Source organism: Pseudomonas palmensis, assembly GCF_049942755.1.
GTDB lineage: Bacteria > Pseudomonadota > Gammaproteobacteria > Pseudomonadales > Pseudomonadaceae > Aquipseudomonas > Aquipseudomonas palmensis.
This window is the reverse complement of sequence record NZ_CP187958.1, coordinates 1,891,801-1,915,512: the sequence shown is the minus strand read 5'-3', so window position 1 is coordinate 1,915,512 and position 23,712 is coordinate 1,891,801. Positions and strand designations below refer to the sequence as shown.

At 64.4% G+C, this 23,712-nt stretch carries 24 protein-coding genes and 2 tRNA genes; 10 read left to right on the top strand and 16 right to left on the bottom strand.

Annotated elements, in window-relative coordinates; genetic code table 11:
• Positions 1 to 521 precede the first annotated feature (521 nt).
• The 5 genes from ACPRTJ_RS08720 to ACPRTJ_RS08700 all read right to left on the bottom strand — a co-directional run bounded on the left by ACPRTJ_RS08720 (position 522) and on the right by ACPRTJ_RS08700 (position 2,187).
• Positions 522 to 597: transfer RNA gene (locus ACPRTJ_RS08720), tRNA-Thr, on the bottom strand.
• A 95-nt stretch (positions 598 to 692) separates the two neighbouring features.
• On the bottom strand, positions 693 to 956 hold the full coding sequence (locus tag ACPRTJ_RS08715) for a hypothetical protein (RefSeq protein WP_054915796.1): 264 nt from the start codon (positions 954 to 956) through the stop codon (positions 693 to 695).
• A 38-nt stretch (positions 957 to 994) separates the two neighbouring features.
• Complete coding sequence (locus tag ACPRTJ_RS08710; protein WP_043862226.1) at positions 995 to 1,375, bottom strand: hypothetical protein; 381 nt, start codon at positions 1,373 to 1,375, stop codon at positions 995 to 997.
• Positions 1,376 to 1,392: 17 nt separating this feature from the next.
• Positions 1,393 to 1,599 (bottom strand): helix-turn-helix domain-containing protein, encoded by a 207-nt coding sequence (locus ACPRTJ_RS08705; protein ID WP_043862225.1) that lies wholly within the window; start codon positions 1,597 to 1,599, stop codon positions 1,393 to 1,395.
• 9 nt (positions 1,600 to 1,608) lie between these two features.
• Positions 1,609 to 2,187, bottom strand: a complete 579-nt coding sequence (locus tag ACPRTJ_RS08700) for a hypothetical protein (protein WP_043862224.1) — start codon at positions 2,185 to 2,187, stop codon at positions 1,609 to 1,611.
• A gap of 520 nt (positions 2,188 to 2,707) precedes the next feature.
• Between ACPRTJ_RS08700 and ACPRTJ_RS08695 the strand changes: the two genes are divergently transcribed.
• On the top strand, positions 2,708 to 3,067 hold the full coding sequence (locus ACPRTJ_RS08695) for a multidrug/spermidine efflux SMR transporter subunit MdtJ (RefSeq protein WP_043862223.1): 360 nt from the start codon (positions 2,708 to 2,710) through the stop codon (positions 3,065 to 3,067).
• On the top strand, positions 3,061 to 3,390 hold the full coding sequence (mdtI, locus tag ACPRTJ_RS08690; RefSeq protein WP_043862222.1) for a multidrug/spermidine efflux SMR transporter subunit MdtI: 330 nt from the start codon (positions 3,061 to 3,063) through the stop codon (positions 3,388 to 3,390). The genes ACPRTJ_RS08695 and mdtI overlap by 7 nt, the downstream gene beginning before the upstream one ends.
• Positions 3,391 to 3,617: 227 nt before the next feature.
• Here mdtI and ACPRTJ_RS08685 read toward each other — a convergent pair whose 3' ends face one another.
• The 11 genes from ACPRTJ_RS08685 to ACPRTJ_RS08635 form a co-directional block, all read right to left on the bottom strand.
• Positions 3,618 to 4,826, bottom strand: a complete 1,209-nt coding sequence (locus ACPRTJ_RS08685; protein WP_426428586.1) for a methyltransferase — start codon at positions 4,824 to 4,826, stop codon at positions 3,618 to 3,620.
• Complete coding sequence (locus ACPRTJ_RS08680; RefSeq protein WP_043862220.1) at positions 4,807 to 5,496, bottom strand: ABC transporter permease; 690 nt, start codon at positions 5,494 to 5,496, stop codon at positions 4,807 to 4,809. Before ACPRTJ_RS08680 ends, ACPRTJ_RS08685 begins: the two co-directional genes overlap by 20 nt.
• Positions 5,493 to 6,188 (bottom strand): ABC transporter permease, encoded by a 696-nt coding sequence (locus ACPRTJ_RS08675; RefSeq protein WP_054915792.1) that lies wholly within the window; start codon positions 6,186 to 6,188, stop codon positions 5,493 to 5,495. Before ACPRTJ_RS08675 ends, ACPRTJ_RS08680 begins: the two co-directional genes overlap by 4 nt.
• A 55-nt stretch (positions 6,189 to 6,243) precedes the next feature.
• Positions 6,244 to 7,005: an ABC transporter substrate-binding protein gene (locus ACPRTJ_RS08670; protein ID WP_043862218.1), complete on the bottom strand. Its 762-nt coding sequence runs from the start codon at positions 7,003 to 7,005 to the stop codon at positions 6,244 to 6,246.
• 13 nt (positions 7,006 to 7,018) lie between these two features.
• Positions 7,019 to 7,792: an ABC transporter ATP-binding protein gene (locus tag ACPRTJ_RS08665; RefSeq protein ID WP_054915791.1), complete on the bottom strand. Its 774-nt coding sequence runs from the start codon at positions 7,790 to 7,792 to the stop codon at positions 7,019 to 7,021.
• Between the two features lie 313 nt (positions 7,793 to 8,105).
• Positions 8,106 to 8,540: a hypothetical protein gene (locus tag ACPRTJ_RS08660; RefSeq protein ID WP_043862216.1), complete on the bottom strand. Its 435-nt coding sequence runs from the start codon at positions 8,538 to 8,540 to the stop codon at positions 8,106 to 8,108.
• A 99-nt stretch (positions 8,541 to 8,639) separates the two neighbouring features.
• Positions 8,640 to 9,050 carry a hypothetical protein gene (locus tag ACPRTJ_RS08655; RefSeq protein WP_054915790.1) on the bottom strand — a complete coding sequence of 137 codons (411 nt, stop codon included), beginning with the start codon at positions 9,048 to 9,050 and terminating at the stop codon, positions 8,640 to 8,642.
• Positions 9,051 to 9,166: 116 nt separating this feature from the next.
• Positions 9,167 to 9,242: transfer RNA gene (locus tag ACPRTJ_RS08650), tRNA-Phe, on the bottom strand.
• Positions 9,243 to 9,333: 91 nt separating this feature from the next.
• Positions 9,334 to 9,606: an oxidative damage protection protein gene (locus ACPRTJ_RS08645; protein WP_043862214.1), complete on the bottom strand. Its 273-nt coding sequence runs from the start codon at positions 9,604 to 9,606 to the stop codon at positions 9,334 to 9,336.
• Positions 9,603 to 10,670: an A/G-specific adenine glycosylase gene (gene mutY / locus ACPRTJ_RS08640; protein ID WP_043862213.1), complete on the bottom strand. Its 1,068-nt coding sequence runs from the start codon at positions 10,668 to 10,670 to the stop codon at positions 9,603 to 9,605. The genes ACPRTJ_RS08645 and mutY overlap by 4 nt, the downstream gene beginning before the upstream one ends.
• A complete protein-coding gene (locus tag ACPRTJ_RS08635) occupies positions 10,667 to 12,901 on the bottom strand; it encodes an AsmA family protein (protein WP_088514667.1) in 2,235 nt (744 codons plus the stop codon). Before ACPRTJ_RS08635 ends, mutY begins: the two co-directional genes overlap by 4 nt.
• A 326-nt stretch (positions 12,902 to 13,227) precedes the next feature.
• Here ACPRTJ_RS08635 and ACPRTJ_RS08630 point away from each other — a divergent pair, with 326 nt between their 5' ends.
• The 8 genes from ACPRTJ_RS08630 to ACPRTJ_RS08595 all read left to right on the top strand — a co-directional run bounded on the left by ACPRTJ_RS08630 (position 13,228) and on the right by ACPRTJ_RS08595 (position 23,709).
• Positions 13,228 to 14,871 (top strand): OFA family MFS transporter, encoded by a 1,644-nt coding sequence (locus ACPRTJ_RS08630; RefSeq protein WP_426428582.1) that lies wholly within the window; start codon positions 13,228 to 13,230, stop codon positions 14,869 to 14,871.
• A gap of 185 nt (positions 14,872 to 15,056) precedes the next feature.
• Positions 15,057 to 15,650 carry an imidazoleglycerol-phosphate dehydratase HisB gene (gene hisB / locus ACPRTJ_RS08625; RefSeq protein WP_043862210.1) on the top strand — a complete coding sequence of 198 codons (594 nt, stop codon included), beginning with the start codon at positions 15,057 to 15,059 and terminating at the stop codon, positions 15,648 to 15,650.
• A complete protein-coding gene (gene hisH / locus ACPRTJ_RS08620; protein WP_043862209.1) occupies positions 15,650 to 16,288 on the top strand; it encodes an imidazole glycerol phosphate synthase subunit HisH in 639 nt (212 codons plus the stop codon). Before hisB ends, hisH begins: the two co-directional genes overlap by 1 nt.
• A complete protein-coding gene (locus ACPRTJ_RS08615) occupies positions 16,288 to 16,548 on the top strand; it encodes a DUF2164 domain-containing protein (protein ID WP_043862208.1) in 261 nt (86 codons plus the stop codon). The genes hisH and ACPRTJ_RS08615 overlap by 1 nt, the downstream gene beginning before the upstream one ends.
• A gap of 41 nt (positions 16,549 to 16,589) precedes the next feature.
• The gene (hisA, locus tag ACPRTJ_RS08610) at positions 16,590 to 17,327 is read left to right on the top strand and encodes a 1-(5-phosphoribosyl)-5-[(5-phosphoribosylamino)methylideneamino]imidazole-4-carboxamide isomerase (RefSeq protein ID WP_043862207.1); all 738 of its coding nucleotides are present in this window, start codon (positions 16,590 to 16,592) and stop codon (positions 17,325 to 17,327) included.
• 10 nt (positions 17,328 to 17,337) lie between these two features.
• Positions 17,338 to 18,108 (top strand): imidazole glycerol phosphate synthase subunit HisF, encoded by a 771-nt coding sequence (gene hisF / locus ACPRTJ_RS08605; protein ID WP_043862206.1) that lies wholly within the window; start codon positions 17,338 to 17,340, stop codon positions 18,106 to 18,108.
• Positions 18,109 to 18,232: 124 nt separating this feature from the next.
• The gene (locus ACPRTJ_RS08600; protein WP_054915786.1) at positions 18,233 to 18,973 is read left to right on the top strand and encodes a substrate-binding periplasmic protein; all 741 of its coding nucleotides are present in this window, start codon (positions 18,233 to 18,235) and stop codon (positions 18,971 to 18,973) included.
• A 95-nt stretch (positions 18,974 to 19,068) separates the two neighbouring features.
• A complete protein-coding gene (locus ACPRTJ_RS08595; RefSeq protein WP_426428578.1) occupies positions 19,069 to 23,709 on the top strand; it encodes a hypothetical protein in 4,641 nt (1,546 codons plus the stop codon).
• Positions 23,710 to 23,712 lie beyond the last annotated feature (3 nt).

Below are 23,712 nucleotides of genomic sequence, written 5' to 3'. Positions count from 1 at the left end.
TTTGGCATTGGTCGAAGCTAATGAACACGCGAGGTGATCACCGCCCACACAAGTCGGCACCGCTTATATGTGGGCTTGCTGTAGGCATCGCTAAGGTGCTGTTGCAATAGCGCTCGTTCTCGTAGCGTTCTCTGGCCTTAGGAGCTTTAACGCTCTGGTGTTGTTGAAGCTTAAATCCATGAGGGTGAGGATTGACGCTTTCTCCAGTTCTGAGAGCTCTTAGCCATTTGGATGCCCTATTCAGCCAGCTTTGAGCTGGCAGCGTCTCTCCACATCTGTGCCGAAGGCAGTTGCGCTTTTAGACTGACTGGTCGTGGGCAGGGGGGGCGTTCCGCGTATATCAGGACCGAGAGGCCTAGGCCTGTACTTGGAGAGTTGGCTTGCGGAGTGATGGAGGCCTGATACGAATATGAGGAAAATTCAGCCTATCCAGGGGACCCTATTTCCACTCTGCTGCTAGCCCGGTGCTAGCCCGCCTCAGAATAAAAAAAGGCTCACATTGCTGTGAGCCTTTATTTATATGGTGCCGGCACCAGGAGTCGAACCCGGGACCTACTGATTACAAGTCAGTTGCTCTACCAACTGAGCTATACCGGCATAGGGGCGCTATTATAGCGATCGGTTTGGTTCTGTAAACCACTTCCGCTCAATCTTGCGCAAGGCCACGGTTCACGTGGCCTGCAGCCCTTCTACTACCACCCGCGATGCAGGCTTTCGGCCGTCGGTTCGGCCTTGGCCGGGTCGAACAGCATCGGCTTCTGTTCATGGCAGCCACGCTTGCCGCATTTCACGTAGCGATGCGGCTGCGCCGGCAGGCCGTTGTCGCCCAGCACCTGCATCTGCGGCATGTCCCAGCCCGCAAGGCTGTCGCCGCGGCTGGCGTGCCCACCGGCACAGCCACCCAGCAGCAGGGCAAAGGCCACCAGGGCGATGGTGTTGAAGGTGTTCATGGTCATTTGTGTTTTCCCGATTGCATCATGTGGCCCGCAAGCCGTCAGTCCTTGTTCAATATCCGGTGAATCGTGCCGCCACAACCCTGGTAGCACTGGTCGTACTCGCGCCCGCAATCACTCGACAGCCCCGCGCTGTAGGGGTAGCTCGGGTAGTAGCAACTGCGCCGCGCATCCTTCTTGCTCTTGCCCTGCTGGCAGTACTGGTAACTGCGCATCTCGGACTGGTACAGGGCCTGGTTGGCGTTGTCCTGCATGCGTGCCAGTTGCCCGCAGTAGTTGCGCTGCTGCGAGCACGCGCTGATGCACTGCATGCCGTGCTGGCTCGGCGGTGGCGAATAGCGATAGGTGTAGCTCGGCCCACAGCCGCCCAGCAGGCCGGCGGCCAGCAGCAGCGCTGCGCGCCAGTGAAAGGTGATGCTCACGAGAGGGTGTTCCTTGTTCAGTCCTCGCTGAATTCCAGCAGGTCTCCCGGCTGGCACTTCAGCGCGCGACACAGCTTCTCCAGGGTCTCGATCTTGAAACCCTTGATCTTGCCGTTCTTCAGCAACGATAAGTTAGCTTCGGTAATGCCAATAATCTCGGCCAGGTCCTTGGAACGGATCTTGTTCCGGGCCATCACGACGTCGAGCCTGATGATTATCGGCATGGGGCTAGGCTAGACATAACAGTTGTGTTCATCGCTGATGGTCTTGGCGTCACGCATGAGGAGGGAGAAGGCACACAGCAATATGCCCTTCATGATCTCGTAAACCGCCGCGGATGATACACCGATCCCCACGCTGAAGCTCCTTTCGCCTGGCGGCAGGTCGATGCAGAAGGCCAGGCCCTGCAAGGTGGCGATCACCGGCCACAGCAACGGCAGGCCGATGCACAGCAGGCCCACCCACCACAGCAGCTTGATGTTGGAGGCCGTCCACGTCTGCCCGCGTGACAGGCGGATGAAGAACAGGCCGGTGAGGTACAGGGCCAGTACCGACAGGCTGGCCGGGATCATGTCCAGGGTGATGACCAGTGCCTGGGCCAGGACGCTGGGCTGGAAGCCCGGCGCCACCAGCAGGGGCATCTGGTCGGCGAAGCTTTGCAGGTAGGCGGCCAGCACGTCGTGCCGGTCGAAAAGCCAGAACCAGGCATTGCAGCCAAATTCGGCCAGCGCCGTACCCCACGCCAGCAACGCCGCAAAGGCACCGATTGCACGCAGACGCGAGCGTGCGTAGGCCACTGTTTTGCTGTTCATGGTTTTTCCTTGGTCTGGTTTGAACGGGGCGGATTATTGAGCAAAAATTATCGCAGCACAATAATTAATTTGTGTGGGATGAGGTGGTGTGGCGATTTGACTCGCAGGAGGGCGGGGTCTGCGTTGCGGCCTTCGCGGGTCAAGCCCGCTCCCACAGGGATCGCCGCCAACCTTGTGGGAGCGGGCTTGACCCGCGATTGGGCCTTACAGGCTACGTCGGATTTGGGAATTATAATTTACGCGCCTTGCAGCCACCTTTCAGGGGCTTTCACCAAATAACGAATGATCCGCAGCAAAATTCATTAGGCATTCTCTATCGATTTGACTTCCACAATGCCCTCAGTTAATTTTTTGTGCATTATGTTGAACACTCAAGCGTTGCCGCTCCTCACCTCCCGCCTGGTTTCCCGTGAACGTCACTGGACCGGCGACCTCTAGCGCCACCCTCCCAAACCCCGGCTTTTTTGCTGACGCCCCCGTCAGCCCCTCGCGTTTTTTGTAATGCCCATGGGAGGGCACCATGCGTTCCTGGATCTATCTGTTCATCGCCATCGTGGCCGAAGTGATCGGCACCACGTCGATGAAATTCGCCGCCGATCATTCGCCGATTCTCGGTCACGCCCTCATGTACGCCATGATCGGCCTGTCCTACGGCTTCCTCGCGCTCGCCGTGAAGCGCGTGCCGCTGGGTGTGGCCTACGCCCTGTGGGAAGGCATCGGCATCGTGCTGATCACCGTGGTCAGCGTCACCTGGCTGGGTGAAAGCATCGGCCTGCTCAAGGCCCTGGGCCTGGGCGTGATGATCGCGGGTATCCTGCTGATCAAGTCCGGTACCCGCAGTGCCCGCCGTGAAACCACCGGGGAGGCCCTGCCATGCTGAGCCTGCAAGTGATCCCCTTTGCCTGGCTGGCACTGGCCATCGTGCTCGAGGTGCTCGCCAACCTGCTGCTCAAGTACTCCGACGGCCTGCGCAAGCGCTGGGTCGCGGCGGCGTCGATCGTCTGCGTGCTGGCTGCCTTCACGGCGCTGGCCCAGGCGGTCAAGGACATCCCCCTGTCGATGGCCTACGCCATCTGGGGCGGCTTCGGCATTCTTGCCACCGTGGCCATGGGCTGGGCCCTGTTCGGCCAGCGCCTGGCCGGCCGCGGCTGGCTTGGCCTGCTGCTTCTGCTGGGCGGCATGGGCCTGCTGAAACTGGCCTGATCGCAGCCCTTAGAGCCATTCGCGAAAATGCTTATGCACAAGCTGCATGCCAACTCGGCGCGTAGTGCATCGCCAGTGGCCAGCCCGTTCGTCTTTGCGCAAATGGCTGTTTTTGCTCAGGTTTAGAAGGTGAACAAAAAATGACCAGCTGTCGCCAGCCCTTGTCGGGCGGCTTTTTCAGCGATTCATCAAAATGTTGCGCACAGACTTATCCACAGGTTTGCGCGTCAACCGCGCTCTGCCAAAAGCATCAGATTCCGAGGCGTGAGAGGGTAGGGGCAGAAGCTGCCCAGGCGCACCTCGAAGCCCTGTTCGCCCAGGTACAGTGCGCGATCCAACACCAGCCATAGCTCCAGCGGACGGCGGAACAGGTTGCGCACCTGTTCAAGGTTGCGCACCCGGGCCAGTCGCGCCCAGCCAGCCTGTTCCAGTGCCGCCCAGTCGGGCGCACCCGTCACCTGCAGCCCCTTGAGTTCGGCCAGGTCCTGGCAGTACTGGGCGAAGGGCTTGTGCAGCCAGTGGCTGGGCAGCGAAGGGGTGGGCAGGTAGCTGTCGCAGCCGCGTACCTCGCGCTGCAGCAGGTCGAAGCCCAGGCGCCGCGCCATCGACGCGTCACGCTGGCGGCGCACGCGGTTGCCGGCGGTGACGGTTTCGCTCAGCGGCAGGCCCAGGTCGTCGACCGACAGGCTCAACGTCGAAGCTTGAGCGGCTGTGGATAACGCTTGGTAGTGCGCTGCGCTGATACGGTTGTAGCAGCACGGCGCAATCGCCAGCTGACGGCAGCCGCCAGCGCTGGCCAGTTGCATCAGGCGCACGTGCAGGTCGCCGCAGGCATGCAGCGCAACGGCGGTGTGCTGGCTGCCCAGCTGGGTGGCGGCATCGGCGGCCATCACGTCCTGCAGGCGATGCTCCGCAGGCAAGCGGTGGTGCTGGCTGAGCTGTTCGCCGGCCAACACCAGCGCCGGGTCGTATTCCAGGCAGGTCAGTTGCTGCGCCGGGCCCAGCAGGCGCCGGCCCAGATGCCCCTTGCCCGCACACCAGTCCAGCCAGTGCGTGGGCTGGCGGGCAAAATCAAGGCGCCCGGCAAAGGCCTCGATCTGCTGCCATTTGCGCCCTGGCACGTCCACGTTCAGGCGCGGGTTGGCAGGGGCCAGCTCGATTGTGGATAACTCGCCCACCGCCGACAGCGCCTGACACTGCGCGGCCAGCTGTGGATACGGTGCGGGGGCGTTTTCAGGCGGGGTGTCGGCCTCGCTCAGCGGCCGCTGACGCAGCCAGTGGCTCAGGGCGGGGTGCTCGCGCTCCCACGGCAGGTGCAGCTGGGTAAACGGCCGCGGCCGCCACAGGCCCTGGTGCTCCAGCAAAAAGCTGTTAAGGGCCTGGAAGCGGCTATGCAGTGGCTCGCCCTGCAGTACCTCAGCGGCCCTGGCAGGCATCGACCCGCAACCAGCGCTCGAGCACCTTGAAGCCCTGCACCAGCAGGAACGAGATCAGCAGGTAGAACAGGCCGGCGGCAAAGAAGATCTCCACCGGCAGGTAGGTGCGCGCGATGATCGTGCGTGCCATGCCGGTCAGTTCCAGCAGGGTCACGGTACTGGCCAGGGCGCTGGCCTTGAGCATCAGGATCACTTCGTTGCTGTAGGCCGGCAGGCCGATGCGCGCCGCGCGCGGCAGCATGATGTAGAACAGCGCCTTGGCCCGGGACATGCCCAGCGCCCGCGCCGCCTCGATCTCCCCGCGCGGGATGGCCTGCAGCGCGCCCCTCAGGATCTCGGCGATGTAGGCGGCGGTGTGCAGGGTCATGGTCAGCACGGTGCACCAGAACGGATCGCGCAGGTACGGCCACAGGGCGCTGTTGCGCACGATCTCGAACTGCGCCATGCCGTAGTACACCAGAAATAGCTGCACCAGCAGCGGCGTGCCACGAAAGAAGAAGATGTAGCCATACGGCAGCGCGCGCACATACCAGTGGCGCGAGGAGCGGGCGATGCCCAGCGGGATGGCCAGGATCAGCCCGGCGATGACCGCGATGGCCACCAGCTCCAGGGTCAGGGTCGCGCCCTGGGCCAGGCGTGGCAGCCACTTGATGATCACTTCCCAGTTCATTGGTTGGCCCTCGCGAAGCCGCGTGCGGCGCGTTTTTCCAGGAAGTGCATGCCGATCATCGCAAGGATGGTCAGGCCCAGGTAGATGATTGCCGCCACCATGTAGAAGGTGAACGGCTGCTTGGTGACGGTCACGGCCACCTGTGAGTGGCGCATGATCTCTTCAAGGCCGATCACCGACACCAGCGCGGTGTCCTTCATCAGGATCATGAACAGGTTGCCCAGGCCGGGCAGGGCGATGCGCCACATCTGCGGCAGGATCAGCCGCGAGAAGATCCGCGCCTTGGACAGGCCTAGGGCCAGGCCCGCTTCGCGGTGGCCTTTGGGGATGGCCAGGATCGCGCCACGGAACACTTCGGTGGCATAGGCACCGAAGCACAGGCCCAGAGCGATCACGCCGGCAGAAAAGGCGCTCAGCTCAAGGCCGGGAATATTCAGGAGGTCGCCCAGCTTGCTCATCAGGCTGACGGTGCCGAAGTAGATCAGCAACACCCACAGCAGCTCGGGCACGCCGCGCACCAGGGTCGAGTAGAAACCGCCAAGCCACTGCAGCGGCTTGTACGGCGAGGTCTTGGCCAGGGCGCCGAGCAACCCCAGCACCAGCCCCAGGCACAGGGCCGACAGCGCCAGTTGCACGGTCATCAGGGTGCCAGCCGCCAGGGCCGGACCGAATCCGTAGAGATCAATATTCATGGGCAGGCTTGTTCAGGGACGGGCACCGCCGCAGGGGCGGTGCCGGTCGGGCGAATCAATAGATGCTGAAAGGGAAGTACTTGTCGTTGATCTTCTTGTAGGTGCCGTCGGCAACGATTTCCTTGAGGGCGGCGTTCAGCCTGTCGCGCAGCTGGGTGTCACCCTTGCGCACGGCAATGCCGACCTTGTCGCTCTCGTTGACCGGGTCGCCCTTGAACTCGTAGTTCTTGCCGGCATCGGACTTGAGCCAGTCGTAGTTGGCGTACTTGTCGGCCAGGATGGCGTCCAGGCGGCCGGAGGTCAGGTCCAGGTAGGCGTTTTCCTGGCCGTCGTACAGGTTGACCTTGAAGTCGCCGTCCATGCCGCCGTTGTCGTCCAGCCAGGTTGCGGCCTGGGTGGCGCGCTGGGTGCCGATGGTCTTGCCCTTGAGCGAGGCGCGGTCGGTCTTGAAGTCGACGTTTTTCGGGGCGATGAACTGCTGCTTGTTGGAGTAGTACGGGTCGGTGAAGTCAACGGCCTGCTTGCGCTCGTCGGTGATCGACAGCGACGAGATCAGGAAGTCGAATTTCTTGGCGTTCAGAGCCGGGATGATGCCGTCCCAGTCGGAGGTGACCACTTCGCATTCGACCTTCATCTTGGCGCACAGGGCGTCGCCGATGTCCTTGTCGAAGCCTACGACCTGGCCGCTGGCATCCTTGTTGTTGAAGGGCGGGTAGGCCGCTTCGATGCCCATTTTCAGCTTTTCGGCGGCCATGGCGTTGGCCGAGAACACCAGGGTGGCGGCAGCGGCCAGGAGGAATTTCTTGTAGTTCTGCATGCGTGTTGCTCCGTTAGCGGTTGCTGGACATGAATTGTTTACAACGCGCCGAGTTCGGGTTTTCGAAAACCTGCTGCGGCGATCCTTGCTCTTCCACCAGGCCCTGGTGCAGGAAGATGACTTCACTGGACACCTGCCGGGCGAAGCTCATTTCATGGGTAACCAGTAGCATGGTACGGCCTTCTTCGGCCAGCGCGCGGATCACGTTGAGCACTTCCTGGACCATTTCCGGGTCCAGCGCCGAGGTGGGCTCGTCGAACAGAATGACCTTCGGCTTCATCGCCAGGGTGCGCGCAATGGCGGCACGCTGCTGCTGGCCGCCGGAGAGTTCGGCCGGGTAGCTGTGGCGCTTGTTGTGGATGCCGACCTTGTCCAGCAGCGCCTCGGCGTGCTCGATGGCCTCGGCCTTGCTCTGGCCGAGCACCCGGCGCGGCGCCTCGATGATGTTGTCGAGCACGCTCATGTGCGGCCACAGGTTGAAGTTCTGGAACACGAAGCCGATCTCGCTGCGCAGGCGGTTGATCTGCCTGTTGTCGGCGGCGACCAGTTCGCCGTTCTTGCCGGCCTTGAGCCTGAGCTCTTCACCGGCGACCAGGATCTGGCCTTCGTGGGGGTTTTCCAGCAGGTTGATGCAGCGCAGCAAGGTGGACTTGCCGGAACCGGACGACCCCAGGATCGAAATCACGTCGCCGTCGCGGGCGGTCAGCGAAATGCCCTTGAGAATCTCCTGCGCGCCGTAGCGCTTGTGCAGGTTGCGGATTTCCAGCGCGGGCGTGGCCTGGGCCATGTGCGGTCCTCTTGAGTTCTGGTGCGTGCCTGCTGTTGTCGGCCTTCCTGGCGAGGCGCAACGCTAGCATAGCGCTCGAACGACAGCCAACAACGGCGGGCGGGGCGAAGGGCCTGTGGGCTGGTGGGTGTCGCATCGATGCAGCGGACTGTCGCGCGGATGACCGCGCGCCCCATTTCCACGGGCCGTAGCCGTGATGAAAAAAGGCGCGATGGTGCCAGTTTTGGCCGATGCTGGAAAGCCGTTTTTGACCGGTTGCACAGCATCCGGGGGTTTTGCCGGCCCTGGGCTGCGGCGCAGCCCGGGTCGTTGCTCAACCGAATTTCTTCTGCTTGGAGACGATCTCCGACGCCTGCACATAGGCGTCCTGGAACTCGTCGCTCTCCAGCCACTGCATCGCTTGGGCCTCTTCGGTGCCGTCCAGCCAGTGGCGGTAGGCGCAGAACACCTTGCAGATGTAGTCGGTGGAGTGTTCTTCCTTGTGCCCCTTGAGCACCAGGGCCAGCAGCGGGTCGACCAGGAACACGGCAATCATCGAGGCCAGGCCGGTGTCCTGGGCCTGTTTCATCTTTTCGAACAGCGCGGTGTAGCTGCCCGATTCCATGGCCTTGGTGAACACCTGCTCGACGCTGGCGCTGGCGCTCTCGCCGCTGCTCTTGACCGCCTGGCCGCTGCGTACCATGCGGTTCTCGCGGGCCTTGCTGGCGGCGCGCTTGGCGCGTTTTTGCTGTTTGCTGCTGGAAGCCATTGCGGGTAATCCTTGAAAGAAGGTGATGCGTGGCGCTATTGAACCTCACTCCCTCGGCAAACCCAAGCCTGTGTCGCCGCGTGCAGCAGGGGCGTGCCGCTAGGGCAGCCGCCCGCACAGCGCATTGCCTTCATAGCCGTGCATGATCGGCGCCAGGAACATGAACGGGCCGCAGGCATTGAGGTAGGGGTTCTTGTCGACGCTGTGGGTGGTGTACATCAGCACGCGCTCGTCGCCGAACCTGTCGTGGCCGAACGCGGCTTCGGTGTAGGTCGAGCACACCGGCAGCTTCAGCGGCACGGGCAGCACCACCAGCCACAGGCTGATGCCGCACCATTCCCGGGTGGCTTCGGAACGTTCGGTGCGGGTGATGTGCGGGGTGATATCACGGCCGAGCAGCTGGCGGTAGGTGTCGGTCTTTTCGACGCGGGTCTGGGGCGAGGCGGACTTGAAACCGACGCAACCGTTCAGGCACACCAGCGCAAGCGCCGTCATCACAAGCCTTTTCATCCATGAACCCTGGTAGGCGCCGGCCTGGCCGGCGAAGGTGTCGACCTGGCGAGCACCAAATCGCAGGCAATAAAAAGCCCCAAGGAATCACTTCGCTTGGGGCTTTTCGGTATTAGTGGTGCCCAGAGACGGAATCGAACCGCCGACACGGGGATTTTCAATCCCCTGCTCTACCGACTGAGCTATCTGGGCAACGGGGCGCATTAAAAGCGTTTTTCGGATTTGCGTCAACGACTTTTTGAAAATTTATTAAATTAATTCCGTCGCTTACGAATTTCCGGGGTTATTCGGCAGGCGGCACGTAGCCTTCGGCCTTCTCGTATTCTTCGCCGGAGAAGAACTTGTCCATCTCGCCCTGGAGGTACTTGCGGTCCTCGGCGTTCATCATGTTCAGGCGCTTCTCGTTGATCAGCATGGTCTGTTCCTTCTGCCAGTCGGCCCAGGCCTTCTGCGAGATATGCTCGAAAATGTCCTGGCCCTTGGCGCCGGGATACGGCGGGCGCTCCAGGCCAGGCAGCTCTTCTTTGTACTTGCGGCACATTACGGTGCGGGTCATGACGACTCTCCTGCATTCAATACGTGGGCCGCGCGTTTGAGCAGTTTCTTGACCGGGGCAGCAAGGCCCAGGCGCGGCGGGGTGGCGAGGTTATACCAGAGCCAGTCGGCCTCGGCCACGTGGTCACCCTGGGGGGCCACCGGCACCAGCCAGGGTTGGATCGCCAGCTGGAAGTGGCTGAAGGTGTGGGTCAGGCTGTCCAGCGCCACGGGCTCGCCCAGGTTCACCCCGTGCTGCTCGGCCAGGTGTTGCAGGTCGTCGAGGCTGTCCAGCTCCGGCAGGCTCCACAAGCCGCCCCACAGGCCGCTGGACGGGCGCCGGTACAGCAGGATGGCGCCCTCGTTGTTGGCCAGCAGCGGCATCAGTGTGCTGCGCTGGGGCAGGGTCTTGCGCGGCTTGGGGATCGGGTAGCGGATCTCCTGGCCGAGCATGTGCGCCTCGCAGCCGCGCTCCAGCGGGCACAGCAGGCAACTGGGCTTGCTGCGCGTGCACAGGGTGGCGCCCAGGTCCATCATCGCCTGGGTGTAGTGGTTGACTCGGCTGTGGGGGGTAAAGCGCTCGGCGTTGGCCCACAGCGCCTTGGCCACCTTGGGCTCGCCCGGGTAGCCTTCCTGCGCGGTGTAGCGGGCCAGCACGCGCTTGACGTTGCCGTCCAGGATCGGCGCACGCAGGCCCATGCTGATGCTGGCAATTGCCCCGGCAGTGGACAGGCCGATGCCGGGCAGCTCGGTGAGCTTCTCGACATCGCGCGGGAATTGGCCGGCGTACTGCTCCACCACGATCTTCGCGGTCTTCTGCAGGTTGCGCGCGCGGGTGTAGTAGCCCAGCCCGGTCCACAGGTGCAGCACCTCGTCCTCCGGCGCCGCGGCCAGGGCCTCGACGCTGGGCAGGGCTTGCATGAAGCGCCCGAAGTAGTTGAGCACGGTGCTCACCTGGGTCTGTTGCAGCATGATCTCCGACACCCACACCCGGTACGGGGTGATGCCCTGTTGCCAGGGCAGGTCGTGGCGGCCGTTACGGTCGTACCATTCCAGCACGGCGCTGGAAAACTGCTCGGGATTCATCGTTTGAACAGGCCCTTGAGTGCGTCTTTGAGTTCGGGACTGACCTTGTCACCCAGCTTTTCGTTGAGCTTTTCCTGCAGCTTGTTGCCCAGCGCCTTGCCGGCCAGCTTGCCCAGGCCGTCCTTGTCCACGCGGCAGGCCTTGGCACCCAGCTCCAGCGGGCCACGGCAGCGCAGCGGGAATTCCAGCCCCACGTAGCGCTCGTTGACCTGGCAGGCCGGGTCGGGCATGTCGCGCTTGTCGCCCTCGACGATCACGCCCACGCGGTAGTCCATGCCCAGCACGCGCAGGTCGAGGTCGCCGTGGCCGTTGACGGTCAGGCCCGGGATGCGCACCTTCAGGTCCGGGTTGCTGGCCACGCCGTTGCGCAGCACCAGGCTGCCCTTGAGTTCCTGGAACGGGGTGTCCTTGCCGCGTGGTTCGCCGCTCAGGGCCTTGCGGTTGAGGGTGGCGATGCCCTGGCACAGCTGCTGCTCGAGGTTGGCATTGACCAGCACACCGTTGTTGATGACGAAGCTGGCGTTGCCATTGAGGGTGTCGATCAGCGCCTTCTGGCTGTTGCCGCTGCCGGTCAGGTTGCTGCTCAGGGTCAGCAGGCCCTTGACCGGCGGGGTGTCGGTCTGGCTCTTGATGAAGTGCTCCACCGGTACGCGGTTGACCTGGGTACTCAGGCCGATCTGCGGTACCGCAGGGCGCACGTCGAGGGTGCCCTTGGTAGCGAAGTCGCCGTTGTAGAGGCCGCCCTGCAGGGTGTCCAGGGTAATCAGGCCACCCTGGCCACGGGCCTTGAGCACGGCGTTCTGGATAGGCAGCTGTTCAAGGGTGAGCACGCCGAAGCTCAGGTCTGCCTGCAGGTCGAGTACGCGCAGGCGGTCCACCGGCAGCAGCTTGTCGGTGCTCCAGGCGGTCTTGGTGGGTGCGTCCGGCAGCGGTGTGGTGCCGGCTCCGGCCAGCGCGCCGGCTTCGTTCTGCTGCACCTCGGCCTGGCGCGCGGCCTTGGCGCCGGTGGCGGCCTCGCTCTTGGCCGGCAGGTAGCGGTCGGCATTGAACGTGTCGGCTTTTAGCTGCACGCGCAGGGCCTGCTTGGCGAAGTCATCCACCGCCAGGCGGCCGGTGAAGGTGCTGTCGTCGAGCTTCACTGCCAGGTCTTCCAGGGCCAGGCGGGTGGGGCTGCCTTCCAGGCGGCTGACCAGCTCGAACTTGCCCAGGGTGGCGGCATCGGCCATCGGTGGCACTGCCACGCCGACGCTGTCGAGGAACGTGCGCAGGTCGAGCTGGGCGATGGACAGGCCGCCGGTGAGCTTGGGCGTGCTGTTCAGGTCACGCACGTTCAGCTCGCCCAGGGCGCGCAGCTGGTTGGCCGACAGCTTCAGGCCGTTCCATTCGGCAACGTTCGCGGCCATGTCCACCAGCAACTGGCCCTGGGCGGCGAAGGTCATGGTCTTGCCCTGCAGCGGCTCGCCGGAGGCTTCGCCGCTGAGCTTCATGTCTTCGAACTGGTAGCGCTTGAGCGCACGGTCGAAGCGCAGTTCGCCCTTGAGCTCGGTGCGGGCGCGCAGGGCCGGCTGGCCAGCGCTGAAGAAGGCGGTCATGGTCAGCGGAATGTTGACCCCTTCGTGAACCGCGCCGGTGCTCAGCTGGATGCTCTCGGCGCTGAAACTCTGGCCGCTTTGCGCATCGCTGTACTGCACCTTGGCGTTGTTCACGGTGAGGCTGTCGATGTCCAGCTTGACCGGGCGCTCGGCGGCGGCCGGCTTGGCCGGGGCCTCGCCTGGGGCCGGTGCGCCGGCGCTGCCTTCGGCCGGTGCAGCCGGGGTGGCGGCCGGCAGCGGCTTGCCGATGTCTTCCCAGTTGCCGTGGCCGTGTTCGTCGCGGGCCAGGGTCAGGTTAAGGCCCTCGACGCGCACGTCGCTCATCTGCACTTCACGGCGCAGCAGCGGCAGTACGCGCACCGACAGGCCGAGCATCTGCAGGTCGGCGAATGGCACCTTGGGATTGTTGAGCGTGGCGATGCTCGCCTCGTGCAGTTCCAGCCCCAGCCACGGGAACAGGCTCCAGCCGATGTCGCCGTTGAGCGTCAGCTCGACGTGGGCCTTGTCGCGTGCCAGCTGGCGGATCTCGTCTTTGTAGTCGTTGGGATCGAAGAGGTGGGTCAGGGCAAAGCCCAGCGCCACAATGATCAGCAACAACCCGAGTATCACCAGCCCCAGGATTTTGCCGAACGCTTTCATGGGCGAGTCCTTGTAGTCCGATTGTAAAATTCAGCCGCAGAGTATAGCCCCGTGCAGGGCGCGCGGGCGCGGCGCGACCCGGGTTTGGACAGCAACCGGCAGGGCAGTTCCTGACACGGGGGTATCAGTTTTCGCAAAAACCACAGTATCAGCCTAATTTCAGCGAGTGCGGCGAATGGTACTCTCTCGCGCCTCCACGGTCCCGTTGCGGCCGATTGTCGCGTCAAAGGGCCGGTTGCCAGATAAACGACGTGCTGCCCCAGGCAGCCAAAGTCGCAGGCAGCAGGCCTGGTCGGTGGAGCATCCATATCACGAGGGGAACAACAATGAGCAGCACTACGGTGGGCGGCATCGCCAGTACGCCCGGCTTCCTGTCCAAGGAACGCATTGTCGCCAGGGCCGGTTTCAACCGCTGGCTGGTGCCACCGGCGGCCCTGGCCATTCACCTGTGCATCGGCATGGCCTATGGCTTTTCGGTGTTCTGGCTGCCGCTGTCGCAGGCCATCGGTATCAGTGCGCCGGAGATGAGCTTCGTGGCGCGTCTGTTCACCGCCGAGTGCGACTGGCCAATCTCGATGCTGAGCTGGATCTACACGCTGTTCTTCGTGTTCCTCGGCTGTTCGGCGGCCATCTGGGGCGGCTGGCTGGAGCATGCCGGGCCGCGCAAGGCCGGGGTGGTCTCGACCCTGTGCTGGTGCGGTGGCCTGCTGATGTCGGCGCTGGGGGTGTACACCCACCAGCTGTGGCTGATGTGGCTGGGCAGTGGCGTGATCGGCGGTATCGGCCTGGGGCTGGGCTACATTTCGCCGGTATCGACGCTGATCAAGTGGTTCCCGGACAAGCGCGGCATGGCCACCGGCATGGCGATCATGGGCTTTGGCGGCGGCGCCATGGTCGGCGCGCCACTGGCGGCGGCGCTGATGAGCCACTTCGCCGGCCCTGACGGGGTGGGCGTGTGGCAGAGCTTCGTGGTGATGGCGCTGATCTACTTCGTGTTCATGCTCGGCGGCGCCCTGGCCTACCGCGTGCCGCCCACCGGCTGGAAGCCCGAAGGCTGGAGCGCGCCGCAGAAAAAGGCCGGCAACGCGATGATCACCCACCGCCACGTGCACGTCAGCGTGGCGTGGAAGACGCCGCAGTTCGCGCTGATCTGGCTGGTGCTGTGCCTTAACGTGTCGGCCGGCATCGGCATTCTGGGCATGGCCTCGCCGCTGCTGCAGGAAGTGTTCGCCGGCAAGCTACTGGGCAACGACCTGAGCTTCAGCCAGCTGGATGCCACGCAACTGGCGCAGATTGCCGCCATTGCCGCCGGCTTCACCGGATTGCTTAGCCTGTTCAACATCGGCGGGCGTTTCTTCTGGGCCTCGTTCTCCGACTACATCGGGCGCAAGAACACCTATTTCGCCTTCTTCGCCCTGGGCGTGGCGCTGTATGCGCTGATCCCGAACATGGGCCACCTGGGCAACATCGCGCTGTTCGTGGCGGCGTTCTGCATCATCCTGTCGATGTACGGTGGCGGCTTCGCCACGGTGCCGGCGTACCTGGCCGATCTGTTCGGCACGCAGATGGTGGGCGCCATTCACGGTCGCCTGCTGACCGCCTGGGCGGCAGCCGGGGTGCTGGGCCCGGTGCTGATCACCTACCTGCGCGAATATCAGCTGGAGATGGGCGTGGAGCGGGCGGCGGCGTATGACATGACCCTGTACATCCTGGCCGGGCTGCTGGCGCTGGGCTTTTTGTGCAACGCGCTGGTGCGGCCGGTGGCCGACAAGTACTTCATGACCGATGCGCAACTGGCGGCCGAACAGGCGCTGGGGCACGACAAGGGCGCCAATGGCAGCACCGTGCTGGAGTGGAAGGCCGCGCCGGGCAGCCGGCCGCTGGTGATTGCCGCGTGGCTGGTGGTGGGCATTCCGCTGGCGTGGGGGGTGTGGGTGACCCTGCAGAAGACAGCGGTGCTGTTCCATTAAAGGCATCGCGGGTCAAGCCCGCTCCTACAAGGATCTCTGCTGACCGTGTGGGAGCGGGCTTGACCCGCGATGAGGCCGGTACTGCTGACGCAAATTCCCCGCCAACTGTCTTCTTCGTTCCAAGCCACGCGTATCTAGGCCTATAATGGACACCTTTTTCGCCCAATGATTTTGCGGAGCTGGTGATGGTCGAACGTACGGCTAGCGTCGAGCGCAATACTCTGGAAACCCAGATCAAGGCCTCGATTAACCTGGATGGCAGCGGCAAGGCCCGATTCGATATCGGTGTGCCTTTCCTCGAACACATGCTCGACCAGATCGCCCGACATGGGCTGATCGATCTGGACATCGAGTGCAAGGGCGACCTGCACATCGACGATCACCATACCGTCGAAGACGTCGGTATCACCCTGGGCCAGGCATTCAACCAGGCCATCGGCGACAAGAAGGGCATCCGCCGCTACGGCCATGCCTACGTGCCGCTGGACGAGGCGCTGTCGCGCGTGGTCATCGACTTCTCCGGCCGCCCGGGCCTGGAGATGCACGTGCCCTTCACCCGCGCCACCGTGGGCGGTTTCGACGTCGACCTGTTCCAGGAATTCTTCCAGGGCTTCGTCAACCACGCCAACGTCTCGCTGCACATCGACAACCTGCGCGGGCACAACACCCACCACCAGATCGAGACCGTGTTCAAGGCCTTCGGCCGCGCACTGCGCATGGCCATCGAGCTGGACGAACGCATGGCCGGCCAGATGCCGTCGACCAAGGGCTGCCTGTAATGCAGACGGTAGCCGTTATCGACTACGGCATGGGCAACCTGCACTCGGTGGCCAAGGCCCTGGAGCACGTGGGCGCCGGCAAGGTGCTGATCACCAGCGATGCTGCGGTGATCCGCGAGGCCGACCGCGTGGTGTTCCCGGGTGTGGGCGCGATCCGCGACTGCATGGCCGAGATTCGCCGCCTGGGCTTCGACAGCCTGGTGCGTGAAGTCAGCCAGGACCGCCCCTTCCTCGGCATCTGCGTGGGCATGCAGGCCCTGCTCGACCACAGCGAAGAGAACGACGGCGTCGATTGCATCGGCCTGTTCCCGGGCAATGTGCGCTTCTTCGGCAAGGGCCTGCACGAGGACGGCGAGCACCTTAAGGTGCCGCACATGGGCTGGAACGAAGTGTCCCAGGCCATCGACCACCCGCTGTGGCACGACATCCCCGACCGTGCGCGCTTCTACTTCGTGCACAGCTACTACATCACCGCCGCCAACGCGGCGCAGGTGGCGGGCAGTGGTCACTATGGCGTCGACTTTGCCGCCGCGCTGGCCGACGGCTCGCGCTTTGCCGTGCAGTTCCACCCGGAGAAGAGCCATACCCATGGCCTGCAGCTGCTGCAGAACTTCGCCGGCTGGGATGGTCGCCGGTAATGGGCAAGTCCCGCGCCAAGCGGCCGATCCTCACCCTCGCGCCTGAAGAAGAGCGCGAGGCGCTGGCCAAGCTCAAGCGTTTTCTCGAAGACCGCTTCGAGCTTGAGCTGGGTTCGTTCGAGGTGGCTGAAGTGCTGGAGCTGTTCAGCCAGGAGATTGCACCGCATTACTACAACAGGGCGATTTTCGATGTGCAGGCGCACCTCAAAGAGAGGTTCGAAAGCATTGAAAGCGACTTGTGGTCGCTCGAGAAGAACTGACTTCCCGAGCTCACTGTTTACCGAATAGACAGGTTCCCCAGATGCTGATTATTCCCGCTATCGATCTCAAGGACGGTGCTTGCGTACGTTTGCGCCAAGGCCGCATGGAAGATTCCACGGTATTTTCCGATGACCCGGTGAGCATGGCCGCCAAATGGGTCGACGGTGGCTGCCGCCGCCTGCACCTGGTCGACCTGAACGGTGCCTTCGAAGGCCAGCCGGTCAACGGCGAGGTGGTGACTGCCATTGCCAAGCGCTACCCGAACCTGCCGATCCAGATCGGCGGCGGCATCCGCTCGCTGGAAACCATCGAGCACTACGTCAAGGCCGGCGTCAGCTACGTGATCATCGGCACCAAGGCGGTCAAGCAACCCGAGTTCGTGGCCGAAGCCTGCCGTGCGTTCCCCGGCAAGGTGATCGTGGGCCTGGACGCCAAGGACGGCTTCGTGGCCACCGACGGCTGGGCCGAGGTCAGCTCGGTGCAGGTCATCGACCTGGCCAAGCGTTTCGAGGCCGATGGCGTCTCGGCGATCGTCTACACCGACATCGCCAAGGACGGCATGATGCAAGGCTGCAACGTGCCGTTCACCGCCGCCCTGGCTGCCGCCACCAAGATCCCGGTGATCGCCTCCGGTGGCATCCACAACCTGGGTGACATCAAGGCCCTGCTCGATGCCAGGGCACCGGGGATCATCGGCGCCATCACCGGCCGTGCGATCTACGAAGGCACGCTGGATGTGGCCGAGGCGCAAGCCTTCTGCGACAGCTACAAAGGCTGAGGAGAACGGCATGGCGCTGGCCAAACGCATCATCCCTTGCCTGGACGTCGACAACGGTCGAGTGGTCAAGGGCGTCAAGTTCGAGAACATCCGTGATGCCGGCGACCCGGTGGAAATCGCCCGTCGCTACGATGAGCAGGGTGCCGACGAGATCACCTTCCTCGACATCACTGCCAGCGTCGATGGCCGCGACACCACGTTGCATACCGTCGAGCGCATGGCCAGCCAGGTGTTCATTCCGCTGACCGTGGGCGGTGGCGTGCGCACCGTGCAGGACATCCGCAACCTGCTCAACGCCGGTGCCGACAAGGTCTCGATCAACACCGCAGCGGTGTTCAACCCCGAGTTCGTGGGCGAGGCCGCGCAGCATTTCGGCTCGCAGTGCATCGTGGTTGCCATCGATGCCAAGAAGGTCTCCGGCCCGGGCGAAACCCCGCGCTGGGAGATCTTCACCCACGGCGGGCGCAAGCCTACCGGGCTGGATGCGGTGGAGTGGGCGAAGAAGATGGAAGGCCTGGGCGCGGGCGAGATCCTGCTCACCAGCATGGACCAGGACGGCATGAAGAGCGGCTTCGACCTGGGCGTGACCCGCGCCATCAGCGACGCGCTGGGCATTCCGGTGATCGCCTCCGGTGGTGTGGGCAACCTGCAGCACCTGGCCGACGGCATCCTGGAAGGGCATGCCAGCGCAGTGCTGGCGGCCAGCATCTTCCACTTCGGCGAGTACACGGTGCCTGAAGCCAAGGCCTACATGGCGCAGCGCGGCATCTGCGTGCGCTGAGCGGCCGCATTCGCCGGCAAGGCCGGCTCCTACACTGCAGCGAACCTGTAGGAGCCGGCCTTGCCGGCGAAGCATTTGCTGTTAAGGTAATGCAGGCACATCGCCAGGGAATCGGGTCCATCCTATGTTCACACGCTTGCTCGTCGTGCTCGTCAGCCTCTTCTCCCTCGCTGCCACCGTCCGCGCCGCTGACCCGATGGTGCTGCTCACCGAAAACTTCCCGCCCTACAACATGGCCAGCGACGGCAAGAACTTCGCCCGCGAAGACAAGATCCAGGGCATCGCCGCCGACCTGGTTCGCGAGATGTTCAAGCGCGCCGCCATCCCCTACAGCATGACCCTGCGCTTCCCGTGGGAACGCGTGTACCAGCAGGCCCTGAACAGCCCCAATCACGGTGTGTTCGTGATGGCCCGCCAACCCGACCGCGAAAAGCTCTTCAAGTGGGTCGGGCCGCTGGGCCCCGACGACTGGATTCTGCTGGCACGCCCCGACAGCCCCATCACCCTCGAACACCTCGGCGACGCGCGCGGCTACCGGATCGGTGCCTATAAGGGCGATGCCATCGCCCAGCACCTGAGCAGCAAGGGGCTCAAGCCGATCACCGTGCTGCGCGACCAGGACAACGCGCGCAAGCTGCTCGAAGGCCAGATCGACCTGTGGGCCACCGGTGACCCCGCCGGGCGCTACCTGGCCCGCCAGATCGGTATCACCCAGCTCAAGACCGTGCTGCGCTTCAACGGCGCCCAGCTGTACCTGGCACTCAACCGCCAGGTACCCGATGCGGTGGTGGAAAAGCTCCAGCACAGCCTGGACCAGTTGCGCGACGAAGGCTTCGTCGACGCCACCTTCGCCCGCTACCTGTAAGCGCCTAACTATGTAGTGCCGCGGCCATGCACCGGGCTGCTGTGATGGATCGTCGCTGTGAATTGCACAGCCCGATCACTCATGGAAGGTGTTAGATGCCACTGCATATCCTGCAAGACCTGCCCACGCCCGAACCCGACAATGCCCTCGCCGCCATGGTGGCCGAGCAGTTCGCCAGCCGCCCGACCCTGCGCAGCGCCAGCGTCACGCTGCTGGAGCGTTTGCTGCGCGAGTACTTCCCCGGGCTGTCCGCCGATGTGGAGGCGCTGCGTTTGTACGTGCCCGACAGCAGCGCGCAGTTCTATCAGGTACGCCCGCTGGTGGACGCTGCACTGGACAATCTGTGCACCTGGGAGCCGTTGCAGATGCATGCGGGGGGCTTGTCCGGTTTTCTGGGCCAGGCCGACGCGGTGAAACTCAAGCTGCAGGGCCATGCACTTGATGCGGACACCCTGCGCGAAATGATCAAGGTGTTTGCCGACGGCATCGTGGCCGAGTTCCAGCGGGCCCTGATGACCTACTGGCAGGCCAGGGGCAGTGAAGGCGTTCCGCGCCTGAGCTGGCTGGCCAGAACCCTGGCCCAGGCCCTGGTGCCACACGCCGGCGGCAAACAGGCCTGGGCCGGGATGCTGGGCCAGGTGCTGCAATGGCCACGCTGGTCGCTGCGTCAGGCCCAGGGCGAGCAAGCCGTACGGGTGTACCTGGTGCAACTGCAGCTCGACGCCAGCCTGACAAGCACGCAGATGCTGCTCAGCGATCTGGTGTTGGTCCGCGGCGAGCAGGTGCTGCGCTGTACGCCCGCAGGTCAGGTCAGCGCCCACACCTCGCTGAAGGCGTTCGGCGAGGCGTTGACCGACGAACTCGAAGGCGCCTATCGGCTGGTCGGGCTGCAGTGGCAGTTGCTGGAGGTCGAAGGCAATCCGTTCAGGGTCCAGGCCGAGGCGTTGCTCGATCAGCAACTGCGCGACGTGCAGGCGCTGCGTCTGGGCGGGCAGTCGGTGACCGAGCTCGAGGGGTTGTTTGCCACGGTGTCCGATGTGGCTGCGCGCCTGGCCGGCAACCGGGCATTCGTGCCGACGCCTGCCGACACCCAGGTGCTTGGCCAGCTGCCGGCATGGCTCAAGCAGGCTTCGGGGGCCGATTACCTGGACTACCGCATGCAATGGCTGAGCATGGCGCTGGCGCACCAGCACAATGCCGGCAAGGCCTATGACCACGGTATCCCGACCCTGCGCGACTATGCCGCCAAGGCGCTGGGCGAGCGCATGGCGGCAGATCAACCGGGCGGGCCGACCTACGACCCCTACAAGCTGGTGCTGACCTTCCAGGTGCCCTATGGCCAGGGTGGCTTCGGCTTCGTCGAGACGGTCAGGCTGCTGCTGGTGGATGCCGCGCTGGAAAACCTGTCCGGCCTGCCCAAGGGCCCGATGAGCATTGCCCATGCCGATGGCGACGAGATCGCCGCATGGCTGAGCGCCGAGTATGTGATGACACTCATCACCGCCGTGGATGTCGGGGCCAACTACCTGGCAGTGATCGAACAGGCCATGCGCACCGATGCACGCCAGGCCGACGAGCGTCGGCAGCTGTTCGCCGACACGCTGCGCGCACAACTGCCATTGCTGGCGCTGGAGTACCGGATCAGGGGCGAGCAGGGCTTCACCCGCCAGGGCCTGCGCTGCGTGGACTACGCCATGAGCACCGACCAGACCGACCGGGTCGAGGTGCGCCCGCTGACCTTCCTCAGTGGCGAAGGGGCCAGCCCCGACGAGGTCGACAACATGTTCGTGTTCGCCCTGCCCGGCAGGCCCGAGCGGGTGCTGTACCGACCGCTGTTCGAGCCCCTGCTGCGCGAATTTGCCAGCGAGGCTGCATTGTTCAAGGCCCTCGAGGAACCCGAGCTGCAAGCCAGCGTGCTGAGCTGGATGGGACGGGACGCCCGGCGCATCTATGCCAATGGCGGCTTCGCCAACCCTCACCTGGGTATCACGGTGGATGAACCGGTGGCTGTGCCGGGGGCGAACGTGCCGCGTCTTGGCGGCGCTGCGCTGACCGGTGACCTGCTGGCGCATTTCTACACCAGTACGGTGGATGCGCTGATCACCCTGGGTGACCGGCAATCGGTATCCAACGCCGAAGATCGCTGGCTGCGCTTCAAGGAGGCGGGCTGGCTGCTGTTCAATATCGCGCTGCCCTACCTGCGTGGGCCGACAGCTGTCGCCGGATGGCTGGTGCAACTGGTCAGCAGCCTGGACAGCGACTTCAAGGCGCTGCGCGAGGGGGATGACACCACGCGCGCCCAGGCCGTGGTCGACCTGCTGTTCAACCTGAGCACGGTGTTCATGCACGGGGCCGGGGAGGTCGGCATCGCGCGCGCGACGCCGATCAAGGTGCAACCCTCGATGCTGCAGCAAACGTTGCCGGTGCGCGGCGAGCTGCCAGTGACCGGCGTGCTGGTACCGGTGCAGCAACCCCTGGGCCCGCAACTGCGCAGTGCCGGTGCGTTGCCGACGGCCATGGACTTCTCCTGGAGCGGCATGCGCAACGAAGCGGCGCCCGAGCTGCGTGCGTTCCTGCGCCCGATGCAGGTCATGCCCGGCCAGGAGCCGACGGGCCTGATCGAGACGGGGGAGCGCCGCGGCCTGGCGCTGATCGACGGGCACGCGCATGTAAAACTCGATGACCGCTGGTACCGCGTGCTGGAGGTGGAGGGGCGCTTCTGCATCGTCGACCCCCTCGACAGCAGCCGCCGTGGCCCGTGGCTGCGGCGTAGCAGCGAAGGCAGCTGGCAACTGGACCTGCGCCTGGGGCTGCGCGGGGGCGGGCCGAAAAAGCGCATGAGCCTGCAGGAGAAGAAGGCGCAGAACAGGCTGCAGCTTCAGCAGCTCAACGCCACGCTGGAGTCGGCGCAGCAGGATTGCCTCAGGCGCATTGTGGCCATGACCCCCAAGGTCAACGAGCTCAACGCCTTGCTCGACCCGATGTTCAAGGCCCAGCGCGAGTACCAGCTCGATCGCACGGCGACCCGGCTGGTAGCGATGAAGCAGGCACGCACGCGTGCGCAAGTGGCCGAGCAGGCACTCAAGGTCGAGCAGGACGCCTTCATCGAAGTGGCCAAGGACCTGCTGCGCACCACCCTCGAAGCCCGCGAAACCCTGAAACTGGCGGATTTCTACGGCCATATCACTGCGGTCGACTACAGCAAGGCGCTGAACCTGAACTTCAGGATGAACTTCCAGGCGCGCCTGCAGTTGCAGGCCCAGTACCACAGCAAGCAGTTCAAGATCTCGTTGCACGATGCCTGGATCGAGAATGCGTTCCAGGTCACCCTGGGTGATACCGCACAGCCGTTTTCCGCGTTGCTGGAGGCCAACACGCAGAACGAGACGTTCCACCTGCTGGCTCTGGAGCAGGCCGAGGCCTGCAGCGCCCTGGTCGAGGAGGTTCGGCGCGAACCGGCGGTCAAGGCCACGGCCGACGAGATCATCCGCTATGGCGAGGCCAAGCGTGAAGAGCTCAAGGTGTTCAGCGCCCAGCGCATCCGCACGGCCTATCTGGAAATCCTCGGCTACATGAGCCTGGACACGCGTATCGCGGACGCCACCCAGCGCCCATTCTACAAGGACTTGCTGCTGGACCCGGACATCGTCGCCGGGGTGCTTTCGCATGAGCAGCTGGGCATCGATGCCCAGGAGTTCACGCCCCAGGAGCGCATCCAGGTGCTGCGCGAGGCCTCGCACTGCTACTCGCGGGCCAAGGCGGTTGCCCAGTATGTGGGCGACCTGTTCGCGCCGGTGCCCGGCAAGGACTATCTGGCGGCGTTCGTGCAGACCCTCGACGAGCTCGATGCCAGCGCCAGGGCAGAACTGGACAGCCTGGTCACGGTGCCGGCCACCAGCACGGCGCCCCGGCCGACGCGCAAGCGCAAGGTGATCGTCACGCGTACCCGCCGGGTGGTGGTGGGGCGGGTACGGGCGCCATCGCCCGGCGAGCCGGTGCCGATCGTGGATATCGAGGATGCCAACCACCGCATCGTGGCGTCCTACCGCGAGCACGGCGGCGATGACTGGAACCCGATCAAGACCGTACTGCCCGCCACGCCGGTCGGCCTCAAGCCGCGCAAGGCCCTGCGCAGCGAGGCGCGCCAGGTGCTCGATCAGGTCGCCCCGCTCAAGGCCAAGCAGCAGGGGTTGTCCGGCAGCGGGCATCAACCGGGGGATATCGTGTTCCCGCTGACCATCCTGGCCGATCGGCTGATCCGCGTGGCGGATGACTTCGAGCGCCACAGCGGCCTGCCCGATACCGAGCAGGCCATCGTTGCCCAGCTGCGCCAGGAGGCCCAGGGGCTCAGGGACGCAGCCGATGCCCTGCGCCTGAGCATGTGCAAGGCGCAGAAGCCCACCGCGCGCAACCTGCTGTATCTGTGGGAGCGCAAGCAACTGCACATCGACTTCAAGGCGCCGCGCAAGGCCCTGGCGGCCGGCGACTTCATCGACGAGTACGAAGTGCGTGTGGCGGGCGGCGACAAATGGTACGTGCACCTGCACTATCCTGCCCTGGACACGCCCACGGCAGCGTTCAGCAAGGGCCACATCAAACTGGAGGCGCAACGCACCAAAGGCTATGCCGACCTGCTCGAAGAGGCGAAAACCACCGGCAAGATGGGCGTGATCTGGCGCGCCGACCTCACCCCGGCCTTCATCAAGGGCTGGTTTCCGCTACGCCCCCTGGCGTAGGCG

Bases quoted from the DNA above. Each gene is read 5' to 3' on its own strand.
- ACPRTJ_RS08715 (WP_054915796.1), bottom strand. From the start codon at position 956: ATGACCATGAACACCTTCAACACCATCGCCCTGGTGGCCTTTGCCCTG.
- ACPRTJ_RS08705 (WP_043862225.1), bottom strand. From the start codon at position 1,599: ATGCCGATAATCATCAGGCTCGACGTCGTGATGGCCCGGAACAAGATC.
- ACPRTJ_RS08700 (WP_043862224.1), bottom strand. From the start codon at position 2,187: ATGAACAGCAAAACAGTGGCCTACGCACGCTCGCGTCTGCGTGCAATC.
- ACPRTJ_RS08695 (WP_043862223.1), top strand. From the start codon at position 2,708: ATGCGTTCCTGGATCTATCTGTTCATCGCCATCGTGGCCGAAGTGATC.
- mdtI (WP_043862222.1), top strand. From the start codon at position 3,061: ATGCTGAGCCTGCAAGTGATCCCCTTTGCCTGGCTGGCACTGGCCATC.
- ACPRTJ_RS08685 (WP_426428586.1), bottom strand. From the start codon at position 4,826: ATGCCTGCCAGGGCCGCTGAGGTACTGCAGGGCGAGCCACTGCATAGC.
- ACPRTJ_RS08680 (WP_043862220.1), bottom strand. From the start codon at position 5,496: ATGAACTGGGAAGTGATCATCAAGTGGCTGCCACGCCTGGCCCAGGGC.
- ACPRTJ_RS08675 (WP_054915792.1), bottom strand. From the start codon at position 6,188: ATGAATATTGATCTCTACGGATTCGGTCCGGCCCTGGCGGCTGGCACC.
- ACPRTJ_RS08670 (WP_043862218.1), bottom strand. From the start codon at position 7,005: ATGCAGAACTACAAGAAATTCCTCCTGGCCGCTGCCGCCACCCTGGTG.
- ACPRTJ_RS08665 (WP_054915791.1), bottom strand. From the start codon at position 7,792: ATGGCCCAGGCCACGCCCGCGCTGGAAATCCGCAACCTGCACAAGCGC.
- ACPRTJ_RS08660 (WP_043862216.1), bottom strand. From the start codon at position 8,540: ATGGCTTCCAGCAGCAAACAGCAAAAACGCGCCAAGCGCGCCGCCAGC.
- ACPRTJ_RS08655 (WP_054915790.1), bottom strand. From the start codon at position 9,050: ATGAAAAGGCTTGTGATGACGGCGCTTGCGCTGGTGTGCCTGAACGGT.
- ACPRTJ_RS08645 (WP_043862214.1), bottom strand. From the start codon at position 9,606: ATGACCCGCACCGTAATGTGCCGCAAGTACAAAGAAGAGCTGCCTGGC.
- mutY (WP_043862213.1), bottom strand. From the start codon at position 10,670: ATGAATCCCGAGCAGTTTTCCAGCGCCGTGCTGGAATGGTACGACCGT.
- ACPRTJ_RS08635 (WP_088514667.1), bottom strand. From the start codon at position 12,901: ATGAAAGCGTTCGGCAAAATCCTGGGGCTGGTGATACTCGGGTTGTTG.
- ACPRTJ_RS08630 (WP_426428582.1), top strand. From the start codon at position 13,228: ATGAGCAGCACTACGGTGGGCGGCATCGCCAGTACGCCCGGCTTCCTG.
- hisB (WP_043862210.1), top strand. From the start codon at position 15,057: ATGGTCGAACGTACGGCTAGCGTCGAGCGCAATACTCTGGAAACCCAG.
- hisH (WP_043862209.1), top strand. From the start codon at position 15,650: ATGCAGACGGTAGCCGTTATCGACTACGGCATGGGCAACCTGCACTCG.
- ACPRTJ_RS08615 (WP_043862208.1), top strand. From the start codon at position 16,288: ATGGGCAAGTCCCGCGCCAAGCGGCCGATCCTCACCCTCGCGCCTGAA.
- hisA (WP_043862207.1), top strand. From the start codon at position 16,590: ATGCTGATTATTCCCGCTATCGATCTCAAGGACGGTGCTTGCGTACGT.
- hisF (WP_043862206.1), top strand. From the start codon at position 17,338: ATGGCGCTGGCCAAACGCATCATCCCTTGCCTGGACGTCGACAACGGT.
- ACPRTJ_RS08600 (WP_054915786.1), top strand. From the start codon at position 18,233: ATGTTCACACGCTTGCTCGTCGTGCTCGTCAGCCTCTTCTCCCTCGCT.
- ACPRTJ_RS08595 (WP_426428578.1), top strand. From the start codon at position 19,069: ATGCCACTGCATATCCTGCAAGACCTGCCCACGCCCGAACCCGACAAT.